This is a genomic window from Kitasatospora kazusensis, assembly GCF_039529945.1.
Lineage (GTDB): Bacteria > Actinomycetota > Actinomycetes > Streptomycetales > Streptomycetaceae > Kitasatospora > Kitasatospora kazusensis.
In genome coordinates, this window is sequence record NZ_BAAANT010000013.1 from 142836 (window position 1) to 166845 (window position 24010).

The 24010-nt window shown below is 71.4% G+C and carries 18 protein-coding genes and 1 pseudogene; 10 read left to right on the plus strand and 9 right to left on the minus strand.

Going from position 1 to position 24010, the window contains the following annotated elements; translation table 11 throughout:
- The first annotated feature begins 115 nt into the window (after nt 1-115).
- On the plus strand, nt 116-724 hold the full coding sequence (locus ABD330_RS14320; RefSeq protein WP_344464754.1) for an RNA polymerase sigma factor: 609 nt from the start codon (nt 116-118) through the stop codon (nt 722-724).
- Complete coding sequence (locus ABD330_RS14325) at nt 721-1698, plus strand: CU044_5270 family protein (protein ID WP_344464756.1); 978 nt, start codon at nt 721-723, stop codon at nt 1696-1698. Before ABD330_RS14320 ends, ABD330_RS14325 begins: the two co-directional genes overlap by 4 nt.
- A gap of 112 nt (nt 1699-1810) precedes the next feature.
- On the opposite strand, the gene ABD330_RS14330 is transcribed toward ABD330_RS14325, so the two are convergent.
- Together ABD330_RS14330 and ABD330_RS14335 are read right to left on the minus strand one after the other, a co-directional pair.
- A complete protein-coding gene (locus tag ABD330_RS14330) occupies nt 1811-2995 on the minus strand; it encodes a metallophosphoesterase (RefSeq protein ID WP_344464788.1) in 1185 nt (394 codons plus the stop codon).
- 274 nt (nt 2996-3269) lie between these two features.
- The gene (locus ABD330_RS14335) at nt 3270-3896 is read right to left on the minus strand and encodes a TetR/AcrR family transcriptional regulator (RefSeq protein ID WP_344464758.1); all 627 of its coding nucleotides are present in this window, start codon (nt 3894-3896) and stop codon (nt 3270-3272) included.
- Between the two features lie 105 nt (nt 3897-4001).
- On the opposite strand from ABD330_RS14335, the gene ABD330_RS14340 reads away from it, so the two are divergent.
- Nucleotides 4002-4739 carry an SDR family oxidoreductase gene (locus ABD330_RS14340; RefSeq protein ID WP_344464760.1) on the plus strand — a complete coding sequence of 246 codons (738 nt, stop codon included), beginning with the start codon at nt 4002-4004 and terminating at the stop codon, nt 4737-4739.
- 83 nt (nt 4740-4822) lie between these two features.
- On the opposite strand, the gene ABD330_RS14345 is transcribed toward ABD330_RS14340, so the two are convergent.
- Entirely contained in the window at nt 4823-5632 is an 810-nt protein-coding gene (locus ABD330_RS14345; RefSeq protein ID WP_344464762.1) for a carbonic anhydrase, read from the minus strand.
- Nucleotides 5633-6475: 843 nt separating this feature from the next.
- Here ABD330_RS14345 and ABD330_RS14350 point away from each other — a divergent pair.
- The 3 genes from ABD330_RS14350 (at nt 6476) to ABD330_RS14360 (ending at nt 8125) form a co-directional block, all read left to right on the plus strand.
- Entirely contained in the window at nt 6476-6817 is a 342-nt protein-coding gene (locus tag ABD330_RS14350; protein WP_344464790.1) for a hypothetical protein, read from the plus strand.
- Nucleotides 6818-7094: 277 nt separating this feature from the next.
- The gene (locus tag ABD330_RS14355; RefSeq protein ID WP_344464764.1) at nt 7095-7562 is read left to right on the plus strand and encodes a ricin-type beta-trefoil lectin domain protein; all 468 of its coding nucleotides are present in this window, start codon (nt 7095-7097) and stop codon (nt 7560-7562) included.
- A 311-nt stretch (nt 7563-7873) separates the two neighbouring features.
- Nucleotides 7874-8125 (plus strand): hypothetical protein, encoded by a 252-nt coding sequence (locus ABD330_RS14360; protein ID WP_344464766.1) that lies wholly within the window; start codon nt 7874-7876, stop codon nt 8123-8125.
- Between the two features lie 237 nt (nt 8126-8362).
- Here the strand turns inward: ABD330_RS14360 and ABD330_RS14365 are convergent, their stop codons facing one another.
- The 3 genes from ABD330_RS14365 to ABD330_RS14375 all read right to left on the minus strand — a co-directional run bounded on the left by ABD330_RS14365 (nt 8363) and on the right by ABD330_RS14375 (nt 14586).
- Entirely contained in the window at nt 8363-9631 is a 1269-nt protein-coding gene (locus ABD330_RS14365; RefSeq protein WP_344464792.1) for an ATP-binding protein, read from the minus strand.
- Nucleotides 9632-10068: 437 nt separating this feature from the next.
- Nucleotides 10069-11607 (minus strand): FAD-dependent monooxygenase, encoded by a 1539-nt coding sequence (locus tag ABD330_RS14370; protein ID WP_344464768.1) that lies wholly within the window; start codon nt 11605-11607, stop codon nt 10069-10071.
- A gap of 630 nt (nt 11608-12237) precedes the next feature.
- Nucleotides 12238-14586: a non-reducing end alpha-L-arabinofuranosidase family hydrolase gene (locus ABD330_RS14375; RefSeq protein WP_344464794.1), complete on the minus strand. Its 2349-nt coding sequence runs from the start codon at nt 14584-14586 to the stop codon at nt 12238-12240.
- 661 nt (nt 14587-15247) lie between these two features.
- On the opposite strand from ABD330_RS14375, the gene ABD330_RS14380 reads away from it, so the two are divergent.
- Nucleotides 15248-17023, plus strand: a complete 1776-nt coding sequence (locus ABD330_RS14380; protein ID WP_425555528.1) for an RICIN domain-containing protein — start codon at nt 15248-15250, stop codon at nt 17021-17023.
- A gap of 472 nt (nt 17024-17495) precedes the next feature.
- Here the strand turns inward: ABD330_RS14380 and ABD330_RS14385 are convergent, their stop codons facing one another.
- Entirely contained in the window at nt 17496-18176 is a 681-nt protein-coding gene (locus tag ABD330_RS14385) for a response regulator transcription factor (RefSeq protein ID WP_344464798.1), read from the minus strand.
- A gap of 23 nt (nt 18177-18199) precedes the next feature.
- Entirely contained in the window at nt 18200-19441 is a 1242-nt protein-coding gene (locus ABD330_RS14390; RefSeq protein ID WP_344464770.1) for a sensor histidine kinase, read from the minus strand.
- Between the two features lie 139 nt (nt 19442-19580).
- On the opposite strand from ABD330_RS14390, the pseudogene ABD330_RS14395 reads away from it, so the two are divergent.
- A pseudogene (locus ABD330_RS14395) lies at nt 19581-20783 on the plus strand (serine hydrolase domain-containing protein).
- An 81-nt stretch (nt 20784-20864) separates the two neighbouring features.
- Nucleotides 20865-22007, plus strand: coding sequence for a serine hydrolase domain-containing protein (locus ABD330_RS14400; RefSeq protein ID WP_344464772.1), 1143 nt, complete (start codon nt 20865-20867; stop codon nt 22005-22007).
- Nucleotides 22008-22118: 111 nt separating this feature from the next.
- Here the strand turns inward: ABD330_RS14400 and ABD330_RS14405 are convergent, their stop codons facing one another.
- On the minus strand, nt 22119-22793 hold the full coding sequence (locus ABD330_RS14405) for a TetR/AcrR family transcriptional regulator (protein ID WP_344464774.1): 675 nt from the start codon (nt 22791-22793) through the stop codon (nt 22119-22121).
- Between the two features lie 81 nt (nt 22794-22874).
- Between ABD330_RS14405 and ABD330_RS14410 the strand changes: the two genes are divergently transcribed.
- Complete coding sequence (locus ABD330_RS14410) at nt 22875-23780, plus strand: alpha/beta fold hydrolase (protein ID WP_344464776.1); 906 nt, start codon at nt 22875-22877, stop codon at nt 23778-23780.
- Nucleotides 23781-24010: the final 230 nt, after the last annotated feature.

Below are 24010 nucleotides of genomic sequence, written 5' to 3' on the forward strand. Positions count from 1 at the left end.
ACCCGCTGCCCTCGCCGTGGCAATGACCGGTGACAGCCCACTACGAGGAGGACCCGATGCGGACCAGCGGTCGAAGCAGCAGGCGGACAACGGCGGACCGTCCGGAGCGCACCCGGTGACCACAACCGCGCCGGGCACCGCCCCGGCCCCGGGCCACGCGGTCCCCGACTCGCTGGTCATCGGCGCCTCGCTGGCCGATCCCGAGCGGTTCGGTGAGATCTACGACCGGCACGCGGCCGTGATCCACCGCTATCTCGCCCGCCGGATCGGCGTCCCGGTCGCCGACGACCTGGCGTCCGAGACCTTCCTGGCCGCGTTCCGGATCCGCGGCCGCTACGACCCGGACCGCGACGACGCCCTGCCCTGGCTCTACGGCATCGCCACCAACCTGCTCCGCCGCCACCAGCGCACCGAGCGCGCCCAGTACCGGGCGATGGCCCGCACCGGCATCGACCCCTGGGGCGTGCCGGACCACGCGGACGCCGTGGCCGGCCGGATCACCGCCGTCGGCCAGGCCCAGGACGTCGCCGGGGCGTTGCAGCACCTGACCGCCAAGGAGCGCGACGTCCTGCTGCTCTTCGCCTGGGCCGAACTCGGCTACGACGAGATCGCCGGCGCGCTGGACATCCCCGTCGGCACCGTGCGCTCACGTCTCAACCGGGCCCGCAAACGCCTGCGCGCCGCCCTCTCCCACCCGACCGGCCAAGCCAAGGACGCCTCATGAACGCCAGCAGCCCGAACGACCCCGGCCCGAACGACCCCTTCTCGGTCGGCGGCGACACGAACGACACCGACGTCCTGGCCCGGTTCCGCCAGGACGTCCCGGCGATGTCCGCCCAGGCCCGCTTCCAGGGCCGTCAGCGCCTGGAGGCCGCGATGTCCGGCCAGGGCGGGCGTCCGCTCCGCAGGCCGCGCACCCGCCGCGTGCTCGCCTCCGCCGGTGTCGCGCTGGCGCTGGCGGGCGGTGTGATCGGCTACCAGATCGCCGGCCCGGCCGGTGCCGACACCTCGGCCCAGGCCGCCGAGGTGCTCAACGACGCGGCGGTCACCGCGGCCGCCACCGCGCACACGGTCGTGGGTCTCAAGCCGCGCCCGGACCAGTACATCTACCTCGACGTGCTGCACACCACCAGTGGCATGAACGACCGTACCCAGAGCTGGACTTCCGCCGACGGCACCCGGCAGGGCCTGGTGAGGACCAGTGGCTTCATGGGCGACCACAGCTCTCCGATCGACCCGTACAAGAGCGGCGACAGTCTCCGGGACGCGCCGTACCTGGTGCTGGCGAAGCTCCCGACCGACCCCGACGCCCTCCTGAGGATCCTCTACGCCGACCCCGCGGTGCTCGGCGACCAGCAGCACAACGGCACCAAGGCCGACGTCGCGCTCTGGGGCCTGTTGCGCGACCTGGTCGAGAACGTCCCCGCCGCCCAGGAGGCCGCGCTGTTCAAGGTCGCCGCGAAGGTCCCCCACATCAGCTACTCCGACAACGCCACCGACGCCGCCGGACGCCCGGGCGTCGCCGTCGGCCTGCCCGATCCCCGGCTGGGCACCATCCAGTTCGTCTTCGACCGGAGCAGCCACGCCTTCCTGGGCGAACGCATCCTGAGCCCCGGCAGCACCACCCAGGTCGAGTTCAACGACACCGTGCAGCGCACCGCCGTCGTCGACAAGCCCGGCCAACTCCCCAACCCCTGACCCGCCGTAGCGGTCACCGCACGGGCCGCACCCCGAAACGGGGTCCGGCCCGTGCGGCGGCCGGGCTCCCCGCGCGTCCCCGGGCGGATCGGCGCCGCTGGGTGATGGCCGGCTAGCCGCCCGACCGCAGCGTGAGCAGCGTGATCTCGCTCGGTGCGAAGACCCGGAACGGCGGCCCCCAGAAGCCGGTGCCCCGGCTGGTGTAGAGCTGGGTGCGCTCTCCGTGCCGGCTCAGGCCGTGCACCACCGGCTGGTCGATCCGGACGAGGAAGTTGAACGGCCAGATCTGCCCGCCGTGGGTGTGCCCGGAGATCTGCAGGTCGATGCCGGCGGCAGCGGCCTGCGGGACGTACTTGGGCTGGTGGGCGACGAGCAGGACCGGCCGGCCGGGGTCGGCCCCCGCCAGCGCGCCGAGCAGGTTCGCGCGGTGTCCGGCGAGGCCGGAGTGCTCGGCGGTCACGTCGTCCACGCCCGCGAGGACCAGGGCGTCCCCGCCACGCTCCACCACGACGTGGCGGTTGTGCAGCGGTTCCCAGCCCAGATCCGCCATGCGGTCCAGCCAGCCCTGGGCCTCGCTGCCGTACTCGTGGTTCCCCGTGACGTAGACCTTGGCCAGCCGTGCCCGGACCGTTCCGAGCGGCGCGGACTGTTCCCGGCGCTGCGTGGGGGTGCCGTCGGCGATGTCGCCGGCGTGGACCACGACGTCCGCGTCGAGCGCGTTGACCGCTTCGGTCACCCGCGCCGACCAGGCCGCCCGGTCGATCGGCCCGTAGTGGGTGTCGGCCAGCACCACGACCCGGGTCCCGTCCAGGCCGTCGCCGAGCCGCGGGAGGCGGACGTCCAGCCGCTTCACCCGGGGCACGCGCATCGCCTCGTGGTGTCCCCAGCCCAGCAGCCCGGCCGAGACCAGGGCGACGGCCACGGCCACGATCCGTGCCCGGCCGGTGCCGCCGACATCGAACCCGGTCAGCCCGAGGTCCACCAGGCCGCCCAGCACCGACCAGGTGAACAGCACCCAGATCACCCCGAGGCTGGTGTCCGCGACGCGGGCGGCCCGGTCGTCCCGCCGTGGCCCGTGGCCCGCGATCATCAGCAGCGGGAAGGAGACCAGCCAGGCGGCGAGGACCGCCGTGCCGGCCAGGAAGACCGGCAACGGCCAGTCGACGCCGGAGGCGAACAACGTCCACCAGGGCGGGAAGCACAGGACCACGAGGACGAGGACGATCACGGCCAGCCGCCGGACCAGCGAGCGCCTGGGCCTCGCGCTCCCGCCGCCCGAGGCTTCGGCACCCGGCACAGGTACCCCGGCGGCCTCCCCGGTCTCCCCGCCGTTTCCGGCCTCGCCGGTCTCCCCGCCGCTTCCGGCTTCCCCGGTCTCCCCGCGCTTTCCGGCTTCCCCGGCCTCAGGCCGGGCGACGGCCACGACGGTGTCCGGCCCCCCGCGCTCCGACCGGAGGTCCGGCTCCGACCCGATGGATTCGCTGTCTGTCACTGCGCTGCCCCTCACGTCCGCTGTTCCCATCATCCGGCACGCGGCGGCGCTGGAGTCGTCCAGGCCCGTTCCCACGGGCTCAGGCTCCCGCCGCCGGGGACGGGCCGGTGCGCAGCCCGTCCAGGGCGATCCGCAGCAGGCGCCCGGCGCGGTGGTCCGGGTCGTCACCCCATTCGACGCGCCACAGGAAGCCGACCAGCAGCAGGACGTCGGCCGCGTCCACGTCGGTGCGGACGAGTCCGGCCTGTCGGCAGGCGCGCAGCAGCCGGTCGATCGCGTCGACCACCGGCTGGTAGTACTCGGCCGACAGGTCGCTCCGGGTGGCCGCGTCCAGCGCGTCGGCGAGTCCGTGTTTCACGCGGCCGAACGCTGCCAGCCGGTCGAACCACAGCAGCAGTGCCTGCCAGGGATCCTGTTGGTCGAGCAACTCCTGTGCCGAGTCGACGAGTTCGCTCACGTCGTGCCGGTACACCGCGAGCACGAGGGCTTCGCGGGTGGGGAAGTGGCGGTAGAGCGTGCCCTGCCCGACGCCGGCCTCCCCGGCGATCGACTTCAGTGTGACGTCGCCGGAGCGGGCCAGGGCGTCGCGCGCGACCGCCAGGATGCGCGCGCGGTTCTGCTCCGCGTCGGCGCGCCGTGCCACCTGGTGACCCTGTGGCTCCTGGTGTTCCTGGTGTTCCTGGAGTTCTTGGGGTTTCTGGGTCATTCCGCGCCCTTCCGATCGCCGCCTCCGACCTAAACGGACACGTGTCCGCTAAGGTGGTCCGAGAGTTCCGGACACGTGTCCGGTTCGAGTCTAGGGGGTACACCCATGTCCGGAGTCGAGGGCAAGGTCGTCGCCATCACCGGCGCCAGCAGCGGTATAGGCGAGGCCACCGCCCTGCTGCTGGCCGAACGCGGAGCCCGGGTCGTCCTCGGAGCCCGCCGCGCCGAACGCCTGCGGGACCTCGCGGCCCGCATCGAGGAGCGGGGCGGCCAGGCCGCCTGGGCGGTCACGGACGTCACCCGCCGCGCCGACCTGGCGGCGCTGGTGGCACTCGCGCGCGAGCGGTTCGGGCGGCTGGACGTGCTGGTCGCCAATGCCGGCATCGGGCCCGTCTCCCCGCTCGACGACCTTCGGGTCGAGGACTGGGAGGCGATGGTCGACGTCAATCTCAAGGGCGTGCTGTACGGCATCGCCGCCGCCCTGCCGGTCTTCCGCGCGCAGGGCGGCGGCCACTTCGTCCACGTCGTCTCGACGGCGGGCCTGCGGGTCGTACCCGACCAGGCCGTCTACGCCGCGACCAAGAACGCCGTGCGCACCCTCACCGAAGGCCTGCGGCAGGAGGCCGGCGCGAGCCTGCGGGTCACCACGGTCTCACCCGGATTCGTCCGGACGGACTTCATCGACTCCGTCCCCGACCGCCGGGTGCGCGCGGAACTCGCGGCGAGGAAGGAGCAGTTCGCGATCCCGCCGGAGGCGGTCGGCGAGACGATCGCCTTCGCGATCGCCCAGCCGGCCACGGTGGACGTGAACGACATCGTCGTCCGGCCGACCGCACAGGGCTGAGCTCCGGCACGCCGGGGGCGGTCGTCCGGCCGACCGCCCCCGGCGGCCGCCCGCCCTCGGTCGGTCGGTCGGTCGGTCGGGCGTCAGGGCAGTACGAACTCCACGCACCCGGTGTCCAGGGAGTAGTAGGCGCCCACGACCCGCGTCCTGTGCCCGGCGATGAGCGGAGCGAGCAACGAGTCCCCGCGTACCTGGTCCACGGTGAGCCGGGTCTGGGCCCGGACCGTGTTCTCGACCTGGTCGCCCGGCAGAGGCGCGGCCGCCTCGTAGGCGGGCCGCAGCGCTTCGACGACGTCCACCAGGTGCGCCGGTACTTCCGTGCCGTTGTTGAGCACGTCCACCGCGAGGGTGACCGCGCCGCAGCGCTGATGGCCCATCACCACGACCAGCGGCGTCACCGCTTCCTCGGCGCCGTACTCGACCGCGCCCTGGATCAGCCCGTCGTTGGTCTGGGCCGCCGTCCGCACGACGAACAGGTCGCCGACACCGCGGTCGAAGACGATCTCGGGTGGCACCCGGGAGTCGATGCACGAGAAGACGGTCGCGAGCGGATGCTGCCCCGCGGCCACCGCCAGCCGGCGGGCGACGGTCTGATGCGGATGCAGGAGCCGGCCGGAGACCCAGCGCCGGTTGCCGTCGACCAGCCACTGCAACGCCTCGTCCGGGCCGGGCGTGTCCGCGTCCGGCACCGGCGGCTGGGACGGATCGGCGATGCTACGGGGCTCGGCGAAGCCGCGGGGCTCCGCGAAGCTGCGCGGCTCCGCGACCGCTCGGGAGCTTCCGAGCAGTGGAACGGCGGCCAGCGCCGTGGCGCCGCCGAGGAGGAAGCGGCGCCGCGCGGTTGCACCGGGGCCGTTCCCCCGCTGGAGGGGTTCTGCCGTCGACTCGTTCATCAGGGGTTCTGCCTTCCTCGACGTTGCTCGGCGGGCGAGTGGTCCGGCGGTCGGGTGCGGGTGGCGCCGGATCGGGGAAGCCCGAGCCCCGACAGGCAGCGGCTGCGGTCCGGACGGTTCGGAACCGGATGGCTCGAACCGGATGCTTCGAAGGCCCGCCAGGACCCTCCTGCGCCGACCCTGACCACGAGTGTGGCCGCCGAATCGCCCGATGCACCTCGCCACACCGCGCCCGCCGCCGCCGGGTGGCTCCGGAACACCCGGTTGGTCGCAGCCCGGCGTCCCGCCGCGATCGACTGTGGCGGCTGCGGGCCACGCCGATCCACTGCTCCGGGCTCCAGGCCGACTTGTCGTCGCCCATCGCGGTGGCGGCGGCCGGCTCCGTGTGCTTGCCGGCCTTGCGCAGGCGCTCCAGCAGCGCCCGGTACGCCGAGTTCTCGCGTCCGCCGGCGTTGATGTCCTGGTCGGTGCCGACGTAGGCGGAGTACAGCTCGGGGTGGCTGCGGGCCAGGCGGAGCCCGAGGGCGGTGCCGAAGGAGTTGGCGACCAGCAGGACCTTCTCGATGCCGAGCAGGGCGCGGACGTACTCGGTGACCTCGACGGCGTATCGATGGCGAAGGTCGGCGCCGAGTTCGGCGTCTCGGCGATGGCCCTCTACCGCTACGTGCCCGGCAAGGCCGAACTCGTCGACCTGATGGTGGACGCCGTCCTGGCCGACCGTCCCGACCTCACGGTCGCCGGTCCGGCCTGGCGGCTCCAGCCGGCGGAGTGGGCGCGCCGCTCCCTGGCCGTCCACCAGCCCACCCCTGGCTGCTCACGGCCACCGCGATGCGACGCCAGGCCATGGGTCCGGGACAACTCGGCTGGCTGGACGCCGCACTCGCTGCCCTGGCACCGTCGGGACTCACGCCCGCCGAGTGCCGACAGGTCTTCCTCCTGCTCGTCGGGCTCGTGCGCAACCTCGCCCGGCAGCTGACCGACTTCGACCAGGCCCACGACCAGGAGTGGAGCCGGCTGACCGGCGAGTTGCTCCACCGCCACGCCGACCGCTTCCCCGCCCTGACCAGGGCCATCGCGGCGGGCGCGTCCGAGCCTACGGAGATCGACCCGCTCGACTTCGGCCTCGCCCGCATCCTCGACGGCGTCCAGGTCCTCGTCGACCGAGGCGGTGCGGGCTCGTCCTGAAGCACGGGCCGGTCCTCGGCGCTCATGGGCCCCGCCGGCGGGAGGCGGACCGGTGGCGGCCGACACGGCACCGGCCTGACCGTGGATGGTCGGCCGACGCCATTCGATTGCTCTCGGTGGCGCAGAGTCCGCCTTTCGGGGGAATATCCGGCACTGTCTCATCAGTTCGTCAGCGATCGATGCTATCAATTGTCGTGCATTCAGGGCAGGGCTGCACGATCGAGTCATTGATTGTGCACGAATCATACGACCATACTGAGAATGGAATCCGCTCTCCATGGCAATCGCAGTCCGCAAGACGCTCGCCCTCGCCACGCTGGCACTGACGGCCTCCTTCCTGCCGGCCGGTCAGGCAGGTGCGGCCGCGCCGGCCCCGCATCCCGGCATCTACTGCCTGACCAACGCCTGGCAGACCCCGAACATCTCGACGAAGGCGTGCGACACCGGCAATTCCGGCCAGCACTGGACTGTCTCAGGGCAGCAGATCTCCCTCACCAATGCGCGGGGCTACTGCCTCGCCAATACCTGGGGCGCCCCGGACGTTTCGGTGAAGCCGTGCGATTCCAAGGATCTGGGACAGTACTGGACCGTCTCGGGGCAGCAGATCTCCCTCTCCTACGCCCCGGGCTACTGCTTCGCCAACGCCTGGCAGACCCCGAACGTCTCGACGAAGCCGTGCGACTCCGGGGACCCCGGCCAGCGCTGGGCGATTTTCAACGAAGAGATCAGCCTGGCACTCGTCTGATACCGATCGCTGTACGGCCGCTCGCCGGTGTCGGCCCGTGCCACGCCGGTTCGCGTGGCCCGCCCGCCCGGCGGGACCCGTCCGTGCCGGGCGCCGTGGGGAGAAGACGGCACGGCTCCGGCACGGCGACGCGGACCGGCGGATATGGCCCGCATCGGCGGTCGACCGATACGGGCCGGACGAGCACGCACGGGATGATCACCGTCGGTGATCTGGTCCGCCTCGGAGGCGCGGCGTCCCCGGTCGCGGTTGATCCGCCTCGCCCATACTGTCGTTCCCAGGGGGTGGGATCCCCGGTTCGGGAGGCCAGGATGCGGCACTACCGATGGGTGCTGGAGACTCAGGACGACGACGGCCGCTGGTCCCGGCAGGACGGCGTTCCCCTGCAGAATCCGCTGGAGTACGACGGGCCACCCCAGCAGGCGGCCAACCACCTGCGGGACGTGCTCGTGCGCACGCTCTCGCGGCCTGCTCCCGGTCCCCGGGCGATCAGGATCCGCCTCTGGGACGGGTCCGATGCCCCCGGGGAGCCCCGGACCGAGACCGAATGGTCACGCGAGTGACGCATGCCGCCCCGGCCGTGCCGGGCGGCTCCCGTTCCTGCTGACTACGCGGACACCGGCCACGACTCCGTCGGCCTGCGCAGCGAGCGGGTCGCTCGCGGTCCGGTGCCGGCGTGCGAAGTTCCTTCGGCTACAACGCGGTTACGCTCGGTCGGCCCGAACCGGGCATGGTGGCGCCGGCCGGGTTCGCTGCCCGGCGCCTCGGGACGGACACAGCGGAACGTTGATGCCTGCCCTTCAGACCCGCCCGTAGCGGACCGCCTGGTCGGCGAACTCCTGGGCCATTTCCGCGGAAACGGTCGGACGGGTCTGGTGGATGGCGTCCAGATAGTCCCCCGTGCTGGGTTCGGTCCGTTCACCGGTGTCGAGCGTGCGCTCGAAGACGCTCTGGGCGACCGCCATGGCGACCTGCCTGATGTCGGCGGGCGTGAAGCCTTCGCTCGCCTCGGCGAGGACTGCCGTGTCGGCGGCGGTGCCCGTTCTCGCCGTGTAGCCGGCCCACAGTGCTCCGCGCGCCCCGCGGTCGGGCGGCCCGACCGGCAGGACGTAGTCGAACCGGCCGTGGCGCAGGAACGCCGGGTCCAGGGCGGCCACCGAATTGGTGGCACAGACCAGGAGCCGGCCGTCGCGGTCACGGAACCGCACGATCGACTTGAGGAGTTCATTGGCCACGCCGACCGATGCCGGGGCGGCGAGACTGCGCGTGCCCGCGACCTCCTCGACCTCGTCGATGAAGAGCAGCACGTTGTCGAGCTGCGCCACCTCCTCGAACCGGCGGCTGAGTCCGGCGGCCAGCCCGTCCTTCGAGGCGAGCCGGGAGGGGAGGAGCTCGACGAACGGCCAGCCGAGCCGACCGGCCACGGCCTTGGCGAACGTGCTCTTGCCAGTGCCCGGTGGACCGAACAGCACGACCGCACGGGGTGGTTCCACTCCGTGGGCGTCCGCCAGCTCGGGATTCGCCAAGGGCAGTACCAGGCGCCTTTCGATGAGCCGCTTCTCTTCGGTCATGCCCGTGAGCTGCCCCCAGAGGCGGGCTTCGGGCATCACCGCGCCCAGCATGGCCAGGACCGTCGCGCCCTGGGCGCTGACGGCCTCCGACTTCTCGAAGTACGTGAGGCCCCGGCGGGGGTGGAACCCGGAGTTGGCCAGTGCGGTGGAGCCGGTCTCCTCGTCGGGCAGCAGCGCCGCGACGATCCTTGCGCCGGAGTCCCGCAGACGGTGCTCCAACGCGGACAGCAGTGCGGTACCCAAGCCCAGATTGCGCCAGGCGGGGTGCAGCGCGATGCGCAACACCCACGCCCGGTCCCCGTCGACCCGGCCCACCGCCGCGCCCACGAGATGCCCGTCGGCCACCGCGACGACGCTCGGATTCCTCGCCTGCAACGCGGCGACGACATCGGACAGGCGGAAGACTGCGGGGCTGTCCGTCGTGGCGCTCTCGGTGTCGAGCCGGACCACCGCCTCAAGGTCGTCCGATGTGAAGTCCCGCACATGCCATACAGCCATACGTCGCTCTCGTACGTCGCGCGCCCCCGGACTTCCATCATCGTCCGGCCACCGGGTAACCGCCCGCCCAGAAGAAAACGGCCCGCACCATCGACGCGACCACCAACCCGGCGAACTGTCAAAGCACTGGTTCGTCACCCACGAGCCGATCATGGCCGGCCAGGGTGGGCCCTCCTCATCGGGCTGCCTGACGGGTGGGACAACCTCGTGCAGCTACCGCGAGGACGGGAAGCGCGCGGTCGAACTTCCCTTCCGGCTCCTGGACGAGTTCCTGGCCGAGTTCCTGGCCGAACGCGCGCCTCGGACCGACAGTGCCGAGGACAGTTGAGGCGCCAGGATTCGCCCCGCGCACACGTCCCGTCCTGCTCGAACCGAGCTACCGCAGGCCAGGGTTCAGGGCGGCTCACGTTCGGCGAGACGGGGCAATGACCAGGGTGCTACGCCTGCAGCAGTGCCTGGTAGGTGTGGAGCGGCGAGTCCTCGTCCAGCGGGGCGATCGCGGCGATGTAACCGTCCGGGCGGACCATGATCCGGCCGCCGTTCGGGAGACCGTAGCGGGCGGCCGTCCGGCCGTCGGGGTCCGCGAACACGGCGTCGTAGCCGGTCGGGGCGGTGTCGTAGGCACCGACCAGCAGTTGCCGGACCGTCACATCGGCCACCGGCGCCGGTGCAGCTGCCGAGTCGCTGCCTGCCACGGTGAGCAGCACATGCTCGTGCGTTCCGGCGAGCGCCGCCCGCAGCTCCGGGCCGGCCGCCGAGAGGTGGTCGCCGGCGTGCAGCTCGCCGCCTCCCCGGCCCTGGACCACGATCGGGCTCTTCCGGTACGCGATCGCAGTCTCCTCGGTGCGGTCGGCCATCGCGTGGCGGACCGGGGCGAGACTGGTGAGCAGATGCATCCCCTTGTTGCGCAGCTTCTGCGCGATCGGGTTGACGAGCGTGCCGACCCGGGTGAGCGCGCTGGCGAACTGGATCACCTCGGCGCCGACCGGGTGGCGCTCCGCGTGATAACTGTCCAGCAGGGCAGGGCTGCCCTGGCCGGTGCCGACCAGGGCGAGCTTCCACGCCAGGTTGTGGGCGTCCTGGATACCGGTGTTCATGCCCTGGGCCCCGGCCGGGCTGTGGACGTGCGCCGCATCGCCGGCCAGCAGCACCCGGCCGACCCGGTACTCGGGCACCTGGGCGTGGTGCACCTCGAAAACGGTGAGCCAGCGCGAGTCCCGGATCCGGATCGGCCGCTCGGCGCGCTCGTCCACCACCTGCTGCAGCCACTCCTGGGTCGCGGTGCGCTCCTCGTCCGGGGCGATGTTCGCGATCAGCCGCAGCCGGTCACCCTGCATGGGGAAGACCAGCAGCGGGCCGTCGTGCGGCGCGAAGAAGGTGTACATGCTGTGCGGGTCGAGATCGTGGTCGGCGTCCACGTCGCCCATCAGGAACCGCTCGCCCTTGAACTTGCCGGCCAGCGTGCTGCCGACCAGCTTGCGCGCCTGGCTGTGCGCGCCGTCGGCGCCCACCAACCAGCCGGTGCTCACGGTCTCCTCGCTCCCGTCGGCGTGCTCCAGCACCACCCGGACGGCGTGCTCGTCCTGGGTCAGGCCCGTCAGGGTCACCTCGCGCTCAACGGTGACACCGTGCTCGGCGAGCGCCTCGGTGAGGATGCGCTCGGTCTCGGTCTGCGCGATGGTCACCGAGAACGGGAACGGGCTGTCCACCAGGTCGAGTGCGATCCTGGCCACCACCTCGCCGTCCGAGTGCATCTCCATCGCGGTGGTCCGGACCCCGGCCCCGATCAGCCGGTCCACCAGGCCCAGCCGCTCGAACATCTCCAGACTGCGAGCGTGCACGACGATGGCGCGCGATTCCGTCGTGGGCTCGGCCAGCCGGTCCACGATCCGCACCGGCACCCCGCGCCGGGCCAGCTCCAACGCAGCGGTCAGCCCCACCGGGCCCGCACCTACGACGATGATTGGGTCGCTCACCAGCAGTCCTCAAGTTCGTGCCAATGGAGAATCACGCCAGGTTGGCAGTCAACTACGACACGTGCCAGCCCAGTTAGTGAGCAGCTTATCGATCGCCGGTGCGGGTGCCGTTTCATTCCGCAGGTCCGGCTCGGGTCACTCGAAGACGCAGCGGAAGCGGGCGCGGCGTGCTCCGAAGCAGTTGGCGATCAAGCGGTGCGATGCGGCCGCCACCGAGTTGATCAATCGATCGGGGAACGCCTCCTTGTACTCCAACGTCAGGCTCGCGGGCTGTCCCACAGCGACCAGGGCACGCAGTCGTTCGAGTGGGACGTCCGACGCGGTGCCGCGAAGGCAGAACCGACGTGGATGATTGCAACCACAGTGCGCCGTTTTCTGTCGTCTCACGGGCACGTCGTCACGGGATCAGGGCCCTCCTCCGGTCATTGACCGGACCGAGCACGATTCATTTGCCGGCCTCCGGCCCGTACCGCGATGAAAGTCCGCAGAACGGAGGAACCCCAGCCGGTGCACGGCTGGGGTTCCTCGGGGCGGTGAGTGTCGGTCAGCAGGTGGAGTTGCCCACGCCGTGAATCGCCCGTCCACGTGCCGGCAGACTGCACCCGATCGCGATCACCTTTGACCGGGGGGTCAGTGCTGCAGGGTGAGGACACCCGGGCGCCACGGGAGCTGGTCGTAGGGGCCGGTGGCGGCAGGGGACTTGCCCTGGTAGAGGAACTGGAGATTGCAGGGGTCGATGGTCATGGTCTGGTCGGGGTTGTTGCGGACCAGGTCGCCGTGGCTGATGTCGTTGGTCCAGGTGGCGCCGCTGTTGGCCTTGCCGGCGAAGGGGTTGTTCTCGCCGGCGGCCTGCGGGGTCCAGGAGCCGCCCAGGCTGGTGGCGGTGAAGGAGCGGAAGTAGCGTCCGTTCGCGCCCATCGCCTCGACGATCATGAGGTACTGGTTCTGGCCCTTGACCTTGTAGACCTGCGGGGCCTCGAAGAGGTTGGCGGTCGTGTCGGTCATGACGGTGGTGTAGGACGAGCCGAAGCTGCTCGGGAAGTTCCCGATCGGCATGCCGGCACGGTAGATGTTGCCGTTGTCACCGGCGAAGAACAGATACATGTTCTGGTCGTCGGCGATCAGGGTCTGGTCGATCGGGCCGGTGCTGGACTTGGGCAGGCTGCCGGTGAACAGCGGCTGCGGCGCGGACCAGCCGTTGGGGTCGGCCGGGTCGGTCGAGGTGCGGTAGATGAACGGCCACTGACCCCACTGGTACGCGAGCACCCAGATGTTCTTGGGCGCGAAGTAGAACAGCGTGGGCGCCGTTGCGGCCTGGCTCATGCCGCTCTGCCCGGCGGACGCCAAGTCGGACCAGTTGGTGAAGGGGCTGAACATCATCGAGCCGTACGACGACCCCGACACGTTGGACGCGTAGATCAGGTGCTTGCCGTTGTAGACGACGTCGGTGAAGTCCTTCACCGCAGCCCAGCCGTTCGCCGGCTGCGCCAGTGCGCCGGTGGAGGACCACCGGTACGTCGAGGGAAGGGCGCACGTGCCGCCCGGGGCGGGCGTGGTCGGGGTCGGAGTCGGCGGTGGGGTGGACGACCCGGTCGACCGGAGGGTCCAGTGCTGGTTGGCGGCGCCCCAGGAGTCCCAGATCTGGACGGGGGTGCCGTTGGCGGTCTGGTTGCCGGGCGTCTCCAGGGCCTTGCCGGTAGCGGCGTTGGTGAGGGTGTAGGAGCCGTCGCTGTTGCGGGCGGCCTTCCAGTGCTGGTTGGCGCCGCCGTTGTTGTCCCAGACCACCGGCTTCGTGCCGTTGGCGGCCTGGCCGGCCGGATCGTCCAGGACCCGGCCGCTGGCGATGTTGGTGAAGGCGTAGGAGCCGTCGCCGTTCTTGTCGGCCCGCCACTGCTGGTTGGTGGCGCCGCCGGCGTCCCAGACCTGGAGCTGGGTGCCGTTGCCGTTCTGTCCGGCGGGCTCGTCGAGGAGGCGTCCGGCGGTGCCCATCGCGGAGAGCGTGTAGACGGTGCCGGAGTTGAGGGCGCCGCCCGGTGTGCTGCCGTCGGCGCCGCCGAAGGTGGTGAGGACGGCGTTGTAGGCGGGCTTCTTGTTGCCGTTGCTGTCGAACAGCAGCGGGTTCTCGCCGCCGCGCCAGGAGTCGCTGTCGCGGATGCCCCACAGGGTGATGCCGGTGCAACGGGCGACGTTGAGGCAGGCCTGGACGGCGCTGGTGTAGGCGGCGGGGGCTGCCTGGGCGATGTCGAGCTCGGTGAGCTGGACGTCGACGCCTAGCGCGGCGAAGTTGGACAGCGTGGTCTGGAAGCTGGCCGGGGGGCCGCCGGCACCGAAGTGGCTCTGGAAGCCGACGCAGTCGATGGGCACGCCGCGGGCCTTGAAGTCCTTGACCATGGTGTAGACGCCCTGGGTCTTGGCGTCCGTCCAGTTCTCGAGGTTGTAGTCGTTGTAGCAGAGCTTGGCCGAGGAGTCGACGCTGCGGGCGGTGCGGAAGGCCTCCTCGATGAAGCCGTTGCCCAGCACGTTCTGGAACACCGAGCTGCGGTGCTGGCCGCTGCCGCCGTCGGCGAACGCCTCATTGACCACGTCCCAGGCGTAGATCCTGCCCTTGTAGTGGGTCATCTCCTGGGTGATGTGGTTGTCCATCACGCTGCGCAGGGTGGTGGCGTCGTTGATCGACGAGACCCAGTTGGGCAGTTGGGAGTGCCAGACCAGGGTGTGGCCACGCATTTTCTGGCCGTGCGCGGCGGCGTGGTCGACGATCGCGTCGGCCGGGCCGAAGTTGAACGAGCCGCGCGACGGCTCGGTGCTGTCCCACTTCATCTCGTTCTCCGGGGTGATCGTGTTGAACTCCCGGTCGAGAATGCTCGAGTAGGCCGGGTCGCCGAGCCTGCCCGAGGCCACTGCCGTGCCGAAGTAGCGCCCGCTGCGGGCGGCCGCGTCGGCGACCACGGTCGGGGCGCCGGGCGTGTTGGTGGCCATGGCGACCAGCGGGACGGCGGCACCCGCCGCTGCGAGGGCCACGGCGATGGCGACCACGCGGCGGGTCGCCGGACGGCGGCGATGAGAGCTTTTCTGAGCTGGCAACGGCTTGTCCCTCTGGCGCGGTGGGCCTTCGTCTCGGCCTCGATTGCCTGTCAGTTGCCGCCGTGCGCGCGAAGGTTGCCGCGATCGGGAAGAATGTTTCTTGTCGAGCCGGAGATTGGCGCGGCCCTCGTCCCAGGGCAACCTTGCCCCGTCCGTGGTTCTCACGCTTGCTCGAGCCCACCGGATGCCCGTGATTTCGCAGTGGACACTGCCCCCTCGGATCTCGTCCCACCCGTGGATCATGCCGGCGACCGGCTGACCGGTCGTCGGCTGCGTTTCGTCCCGGCCGCCGCCCCCGCCCGACGACGTGATCGCCGGCCGGTGCGCGGTGCCCGAAAAAACTTCGCGGTCCGGGGCAACCTTTCCGCGGGCGGTGACAACTGGGTGGTGTCCGGACAGGCGGTCCGGTCAGAGGCAACGGCTGAAAGAGAGCATCGACATGTTCCCTCGCCCATCCACGTCGCCGGAGGCGTCGCCCGGCGGCCGGGCCCGCCGTGGTCGCGCGTCGCTGCGCCCGGACGTTCCGGGGCGGCGGCCGACGCATCGTGGCCGTCGGTTGTACCAGCGTCGGAGTTTCTGGGCGGCCGTCGGCCTGGCGGTCCTGGGCGGCTCCGTGGTCGTGGTCAACACGGCCTCAGCGGGAACCGTGGACACGAACGCCTGGTTTGTGCTGGTCAACCGCAGCACCGGCGAGGTGCTGGACGCCCCCGGCTACGCCATGAACGACGGTGCCCCGATCGTGCAGTGGAGCCGTAACGGCGGGACCGATCAGCAGTGGAAGTTCATCGACTCGGGTGACGGGAACTACCGGCTGCAGAACCGGAACTCCGGCAAGGTGCTGGACGACTACAACTGGTCGAAGACCGAAGGCTCCGAGCTGGTGCAGTGGCGCGACCTGAACGGCGCCAACCAGCAGTTCCACCTGGCGAAGTCGCCGGACGGCTACGTGCGCCTGATCAACCGCTTCAGCGGCAAGGCCGTCGAGGTCCCGGGCGGCTCCAAGGCCGACGGGAGCCATATCGCCCAGTACCACGACTGGAACGGCGCCCAGCAGCAGTGGCAGCTCGTCCCGGCCGGCAGCGTCAGCGGCACCGGGAACGCGGGGAGCCCCGGCAGCAGCTCCGCGCCCAGCACGCCCACCGCGCCCACCACGCCGGGCGGCAGCGTTCCGGCGAGCCAGTCCCCGGGCGGCACCCGCCCGGCGTCGACGCCGCCGGCGTCCCCGGCGTCCCCGGTCACCGCCGGCGGCAGCTCGGCGAAGAGTTTCATGGGCAGCAACACGGTGCTCGTCGGCGGCTCGATGAACGACAACTCGGCGAACGCCGCGCCGTTCGACGTGCGCTACGCCTACGTGCACAGCCGGCCCGCGCCCTCGTCGGACTACTACTCGGCAGCGCTCTGCAAGGCCGCCTGGTCGAGCTGGTGGGGCTGCTGGAGCGGCGAGACCACGGCGCCCGGCTTCTACGTGACCTGGAACGACGACCACGTGACCAAGGCGACGTACCAGGGCAGGCCGCGCCCGCAGAAGAACTTCTGGACCTGGTACTCGCTGCGCGACCTCGGAGACCTGGCGGGCCAGGGCGACGGTCCGGGCGAGGTCACCGCCATCAACAGGACCGACCTGCTCACCCGCTACATGAACGACTACCGCTTCTTCCTCCAGAAGATCGGCACCTCGCAGGACGCGATCGACATCGAGCCCGACTTCTGGGGCTACGTCCGGTCGCTCGGCAATCCGCACCAGGTCGCCGCGCAGGTCGAGGCCGCGAACCCGACGGACTGCGGATCGCAGGAGAACAGCGCCGTCGGCCTGGCCCAGTGCCTGATCACGATGGCGCACAAGTACGCGCCGAACACGGGCGCCGGGTTCCACCTCACCTGTTGGGACTGGCAGAGCAACATGCAGAAGTGCGTCAAGGACTACGCGGACCTCGGGGCATCGAGCGCCGACTTCCTGGTCGCCGACGTGGTGGACCGCGACGCGGGCTGGTACGCGCTGGCGGCGAACGGCGGCCGTGACACCTACTGGAACGACCAGAAGGCCGCTGCCGCGCTGGGGTGGTACAGGACGATGGCCGAGTCGGTGGGCAAGCCGGTGGTCCTGTGGCAGATCCCCCTGGGCAACATGGCGCAGAACAACACCTTCGGCCACTACAAGGACGACAAGGTCGACTGGTTCCTCTCGCACATGGACCAGGTCGCGAACGCGCACGTCGCCGCCCTCCTGTTCGGCCCGGGGCAGCAGGAACAGACCACGGTCGAGTCCGACGGCGGAAACCTGATCAACAAGACGACCGCGTACCGCAACTCGGGCGGCACACCGCTCAAGTAGCCACCCGCAGCCGGTCGGCCCACCCTTCGACGGGGCCGCGTCCATCCCCCCGTCGTCCCGCCGAGCACTCCTCGGCCGGCGCCGACCGGCCGCCAGTGGTCCTACATGCCCGCCGACCTGCCTCCGCCCGGCGCGGTCAAGTACTACTTCTGCACCTGACGTGACGACGGCACCTCCATGGGCTGGCCCCCTGAACGCCGACCGTGCTGACCGGGCGAGCCCGTGGTACGGACAGGTCAGGGCGGTACGAGATCCGAACTCGTGAGGGGGCGCCCCCAAACACGCTTTCCAGCTGTTCGTCCGGGCGTTCGGCGGCGGTCGTGAGCATCCTGAGCTGCGGCGGAGCGGCTCGCTGGATGGGCTCCGGACGGTGCCGGACGGTGCTGGACGGGGGTGAAAGCAACCAAGACTGCAACCAGGACGTAGCTGGGATCGCGTTGTAGCCGTCTCGGTCGGGTGCCGTTCGCCATGGTCAGCCGGTGAAGCCAGGGACCACCAAGCCGGACTCGTACGCGATCACCACGGCATGGGTCCGGTTCTGCGCGCCGAGCTTGGCCAGCACGTTTCCGACGTGGGTCTTGACCGTCTCCAGGCTCACCGTGAGGGACTCCGCGATCTCCGGATTGGAGAGCCCGGTGGCCATCAGGCGCAGCACCTCCTCCTCCCGGCCGGTCAGGGCGGCCTGCGGCAGGGCCTCGGCGGAGCCCAGCGGGCGGGCGGCGACCATGCGGCCCAGTGCGGCCGGGAAGAGGACCGCTTCGCCCGCCGCCACCACCCGGACCGCCTCGGCGATCTGTCGGACCGGGAGGCGCTTGAGGACGAAGCCGCTGGCGCCCGCGCTGAGGGCGGCGGTGACGTAGCCGTCGTTCTCGAAGGTGGTGATCATCACGACCTTCGGCGGGTCGGCTGCTTCGGCCAGCAGTTGGCGGGTGGCCTCGATCCCGTTGCGACGCGGCATCCGGACGTCCATCAGGACCACGTCCGGCCGCAGGCTCTGCGCCCGCTCGACCGCCTCGACGCCGTCGGCGGCCTCGCCGACCACCGTGATTCCCGGCTGTGCGGCGAGCAGCGTGCGCAGGCCGCTGCGGGTCACCTCGTCGTCGTCCGCGATCATGAGGGTGATGGCGGGGCTGGTGACGGCGGGGAGGGCCATGCCTTCGCCCGCGTCGGATCCACTCACGCCGAGACCCGTACCGGCAGCCGCACGGCCAGCCGCCAGTGCTGCGTCCCGTCCGGACCGGCCTGGAACTCACCGTGCAGCAGCCGTACGCGCTCGGCCAGTCCGGGCAGACCGTGGCCGGAGGTCGGGAAGGCACCCGGGCCCGGGCCCGTCCGTGCCCCGGTCCGGTTGACCACCGTGAGATCCAGTGCGTCCGGCCCGGCCGCCACCCGGACTTCGACCGGGCCGCCCGCCCCGTGGCGCAGCGCGTTCGTCAGCCCCTCCTGGAGGATCCGGTACGCCGCCCGGGAGAGCGTCCCCTGCACCTGCGCCAGATCGCCCGACAGGGCCGGTTCCACCACCGCGCCCGCGTGCCGCAGACGGTCCAGCAGCTCGGGGAGGTCGGCCAGGGTGCGGGTCGGCGCTGTTCCCGACTGGTCCTCGCGCAACACTCCGAGCACGTAGTCCAGGTCCTCCAGCGCGGCCCGGGTCGACTCCTCGATGCTGCGCAGGGCGGCCCGCGCCGCCGCCGGGTCGGCGGCGAGCACCTCGCCCGCCACCGCCGCCTGGATCGTGGCCGCCGTCAGCGTGTGCCCGATCGAGTCGTGCAACTCGTGGGCCAGCCGGTTGCGTTCGGCCAGCAGCAGCTCCCGCTCGGCAGCCAGCGCGAGCCGCTCGGCCGCCGACGGGCCCAACAGCCGTGGCGCCGACCACCGCAGGGCCTTCGTCACCACTACGCAGACGGCCACCGCCAGCAGGATGCACACGGCCGCCACCACCCAGCTCCACCCGCCCGACACCCGGACCGACGTGCCGAACAGACTCGCCCGCGCCTCTCCGCCGAGCCAGTTCCCCGGCAGGGAGAGGCCCATGATGAACAGCACCCCGCTGGCCAGCGCCCCCGTCCACCCGACGGCCACGTGCAGCACCAGCCAGATCGGGGTCCGCCAGCGGTCGAGGCCGAGTGAACCAGAGGTCCGGCGACCGGCCACCGGATTCGGCAGCGGCACCTGCAGCAGCCGACGGGCGGACACGACCAGCGCCCGCCGTACGGGGCGCGCCAGTCCGACCACCCCGACCAGCACCGCCCAGACCAGCAGGACCAGGACGATCTGCACGCTTTCCGGAGCGGATCGCCACGACAGCGCCGGCAACAGGGCGAGAGGCAACAACGGAAGGCTCGCCAGCGCGCCGCAGTAGGCGAACAGCACACCCGAATACGTGGAGCCGCGCAGCAGCGGCCGGATTCCCCTGATCATGGTCGCCAGTATCGCCGGGCGGCCCTCCGGCAGCCTCCCCCGATCGGGGGAGCGATTTCTCCCGCCTTCCCGCGATGCGGTCGGAGGGCCCTGGAAACCAGGATCGTGCCCAGACCAAACGATCCCCAGGAGTTGACTGATGCGTGCTCAGATCCGGCAGGGCCTTCGTTCCTCGACCCGGCAGCAGGGCGGCAGGCGGCGACGAGCCGTGTCGGCCGCCGCCGCGGTGGCCATCGGCGTCATGACGCTGGGCGCCCTCGCCCCGCCCGCCGCCTACGCCTCCGCCTCCGCTTCCGCAGCCGCCTCCGCTGCCGCCAGGCCGGACGCCGTCCAGCAGGTCCTGAACACGCTGGTGCGCGACGACGGGATGCCCGCCGCGCTGGCGAGCGTCCAGGACCGGAACGGCCGCACCCGCACCTACACCGCAGGAGTCGGCGACCTGACCACCGGTTCGAAGGTGCCCAGGGACGGCCAGGTACGGATCGGCAGCAACACCAAGGCGTTCACGGCGGTCGTGGTCCTGTAACTGGTCGGCGAAGGGAAGATCGGCCTCGATGCCACCGTCGACACCTACCTGCCCGGCCTCGTCTGCGGAGAGGGGATCGACGGGCGCCGCATCACCGTCCGTCAGCTCCTCCAGCACACCAGCGGACTCCCCGACTACGGCATCCACCTCGACGACGACGAGATCAGGAACCGCTACTTCGAGCCCCGCGAGCTGCTCGACATCGCCCTCCGGTACAAGGCCGACGCGGCTCCGGGGACGACGTGGGGGTACAGCAACACCAACTACATCCTGGCCGGCCTGATCGTCCAGAAGGTCACCGGCCGCCCCCTCGCCGAGGAGATGGACCGGCGCATCATCAAGCGCATCGGGCTGCGCCACACCTACTTCCCCGCCCCCGGCGAGAAGACCATCCGAGAGCCGCACCCCCAGGGCTACCACCGCAACCCGGCGGACGGACCGCTGCGCGACTTCACCGAGTTGGACCCCTCCGCAGGCTGGGCCGCAGGCCAGTTGATCTCCACCAACTCCGACCTCAACCGCTTCTTCACCGCGCTCCTGGCCGGCCACCTCCTCCCGGCGGCCCAGCTCGCCGAGATGCGCACGACCGTCCCCACCGGCCACCCCGGCCTCAGCTACGGGCTGGGGCTCACGAGCAGGCCGCTGTCGTGCGGCGGCGTCTACTGGGGCCACGGCGGCGACATCCCGGGGTACGAGACCCGGGGCGGTGTCACCGACGACGGCCGCGCCGCCAACGTCGCGGTCACCACCATCCCGACGGACGCGGCGGCCACGCAGCACGTGAAGGACGCCGTGGACGCCGCCCTGTGCGGATGAGGCACGCCACCCCGCCCGGGCCCGGCTCGCCGGGCCCGGGCGAACCGAACGAAGATCCGGCAATTCCCCAGGAGTTGACTCATGCGTGGACAGACACGGCAAGGACTTCGACGGCGACGGGCCCTGTCGGCCGCCGCCGCGGTGGCCATCGGCGTCATGACGCCGGGCGTCCTGTCGGCGCCCCAGGCCTCCGCCGCCAGACAGGATTCCGTCCAGCGGAGCCTGAACGCGCTGGTGCGCGACGACGGGATGCCCGCCGCGCTGGCGAGCGTCCAGGACCGGAACGGCCGCACCCGCACCTACACCGCAGGAGTCGCAGACCTGGCCACCGGCGCACCGGTACCCGTCGACGGGCAGGTGCGGATCGGCAGCAACACCAAGACCTTCGTCGCGGTCGTCGTCCTCCAGCTGGTCGCGGAGCGGAGGGTGGACCTGGACGCCTCCGTCGACACCTACCTGCCCGGTCTCGTCCGAGGGGAGGGGATCGACGGGCGCCGCATCACCGTCCGCCAGCTCCTCCAGCAGACCAGCGGACTCCCCAACTACAGCGACTACCTCGGGGACGACGTCCGGTACTACGCCCCCCGCGAGCTGCTCGCCACAGCCCTCCGGCACCCGGCCGACTTCGCCCCCGGGACGAGCTGGAAGTACAGCAACACCAACTACATCCTGGCCGGCCTGCTCGTCCAGAAGGTCACCGGCCGCCCCCTCGCCGAGGAGATCGCCCGGCGCGTCGTCCGACCCGCCGAGCTGCGCCACACCTACTTCCCCGCTCCCGGTGACGCGAGCATCCGGGAGCCCCACCCCCACGGCTACTACCGGGAATCGGCGGACGCGCCGCTGCGCGACATCACGGAGATCGACCCCTCCTGGGGCTGGGCGGCAGGCCAGATGGTCTCCACCGGCTCCGACCTCAACCGCTTCTTCAGCGCACTCCTGGCCGACCGCTTCCTGCCCTCGGCCCAGCTCGCCCAGATGCGCTCCACCGTCCCCGCCGAAGCGACCTTCGGCCCCGGAGCCCGCTACGGACTTGGACTCGTCAGCCGTCCGCTACCGTGCGGCGGCCTCTCCTGGGGCCACGGCGGCAGCTTCCCGGGGTACGAGAGCCGGGGCGGCGCCACCGACGACGGCCGCGCCGCCAACGTCGCGGTCACCATGCAGCTCACCGACGAGGCGGGCCGAAGGAATCTCGAACGCGCCGTGGACACCGCCCTGTGCCGCTGAACCTCGCCGAGGGCGTTCCGTGACGCCGACAGGCCGCTGGGCCCGACATGACGTCGGGCCCAGCGGCCTCATGTGTGCGCACAGTCCTGGCCGCTCAGGGTGCGTCCCTGGTCAGCCCAGCAGGCCGGTCAGGACGCGTTCGAGCACGGCTCCGAACTGGTCGCGACGGTCGTCGCGGGGCGGGACAGCGGTGCCAAGCAGTGCGGCGAGTCGGGGGTGGCTGCCTGCGGCGGCCACGTGGTGGAGGTAGGCGGCCGCGCGGCCCGAGTCGGGGCCGGTACCGGCGAGTTCGTTCTGTGTGAACAGTGCGGTCAGCGCCATCAGCAGCGCGAACGCCTCAAGTTTGGCAGCGGCGGCGGCCGGGTGATCGGCGAGTACGTCGAGTACGTGCTCGAGCAGATCGATCCCGGCGGGGCCGAGGGTCGGCCGGGTGATGACCAGGGCCGGCAGCCAGGGGTGCCGCCGCATGATCTGCTGGGCCTGCCGCGCGACCGTGAGCAGGTCTGCCTGCCAGTCGCCGCTCGGAGTCGGTAGGTCGTACTCGCGGGCGGTGCTGTCGATCATCAGGTCGAGTAGGTCGTCACGGGTGGAGACGTAGCGGTAGAGCGTGGCGGCGCCCGTACCGAGGGACGTGGCGACCCGGCGCATGGAGACGGCCTCCAGGCCGTCCTCGTCGGCCAGCGCCACCGCGGCTGCGGTGATCTCGGCCCGGCTGCGTTCGGCAGGGCGTCCCACCGCCGCCTGCTGCGGCCGCATCCAGATCACCGGTTCCTGCTGTCCTGTCACTGGTACCTCCCTGTTGCCCGCAGCCTACCGTTCGAATACAGTGTTCGCGAACGGCGTTTGCAAATCAATGTGGGGGCCAGGATGACGCGCTTCGCGCACAACGGTGAGATCCGGATCGCCTTCGAGGACTTGGGTGGCCAGGGTGGCGACCCGCTGCTGCTGGTCATGGGCCTGGGGACGTCCCGCTTCTGGTGGCCGGACCAGCTGGTCGGCGAACTGGTGCGTCGCGGCTTCCACGTTGTGGCCTATGACCAGCGTGACGCGGGCGAGTCCACCCACCTGCCCGATCGGCCGGTCGGCCCGCCGATCAAGGCCCTGCTCCGAGCCAAGCCGCCGGCCTACAGCGCCGAGGATCTGACTGACGACGCGGTCGCGGTCATGGAGGAGGTCGGCTGGGACGCGGCCCACCTCTTCGGCCATTCCATGGGCGGTCTGGTGGCCCAGCGCATCGCGATCCGCCACCCGCATCGAGTCCGGAGCCTGACCACCTCCTCGGCCGTGCCCAGTGACGTCCGGGGGCTGAGCGTCCTGCGCTACCTGCGCCCCGCGCCCCTGGTGCGCTTCGCCCGGCTGCACTTCCCCGAAAGCCCGGAGGGCGAACTGGCCCTGGCTGTGGCCGTAGCGCGCATCCTGGCTGCGCCCGGCCAGCGTCTCGGCGAGGACGACGTGCGTGAGTTCGTGGCCAAGGAGGCTGCGCACGGCGTTTCCAGCTTCCGGGACGACCGGGCACAGAGCCGTCAGATCGGAGCCAAGTGGCACGGCGGGCCACTGGCCCGAATCACCACGCCGACTCTGGTGATGCACGGCGCGCAGGACCCGCTGATCCGCGTCTCGGCCGCCCGCGCCCTCGCAGCCGCCATCCCTCGCGCCCGCCTGGTCATCCTGCCTGGCGTCGGCCACTTCCTGTCCCGCGACATCTGGTCCAGGTACGCCACCGAAATGCGATCCCTCGCCGACCAGTGCCCGCCCGCCGTCACGGCCTTGTGAAGCTGATGGGCTGAAGAGCCAGCTCTGTGGCGCCCTCGTCGCTGTCGCTCGGGCGAGGAGCGACCACTGAGGCCCCAAAATCCCAACCGCGACCAAAACTGAGACCACGGAACGCCGAAGGCCCCGGCCGCAGGGCGGATTCTTGGGGTCCTCGCAACACCTGATGATCTATGTGGTCGTCAGTAGATCACGCAGGCGCTCGGCTGGAGTTCTCCAGCCGAGCGTTTTGC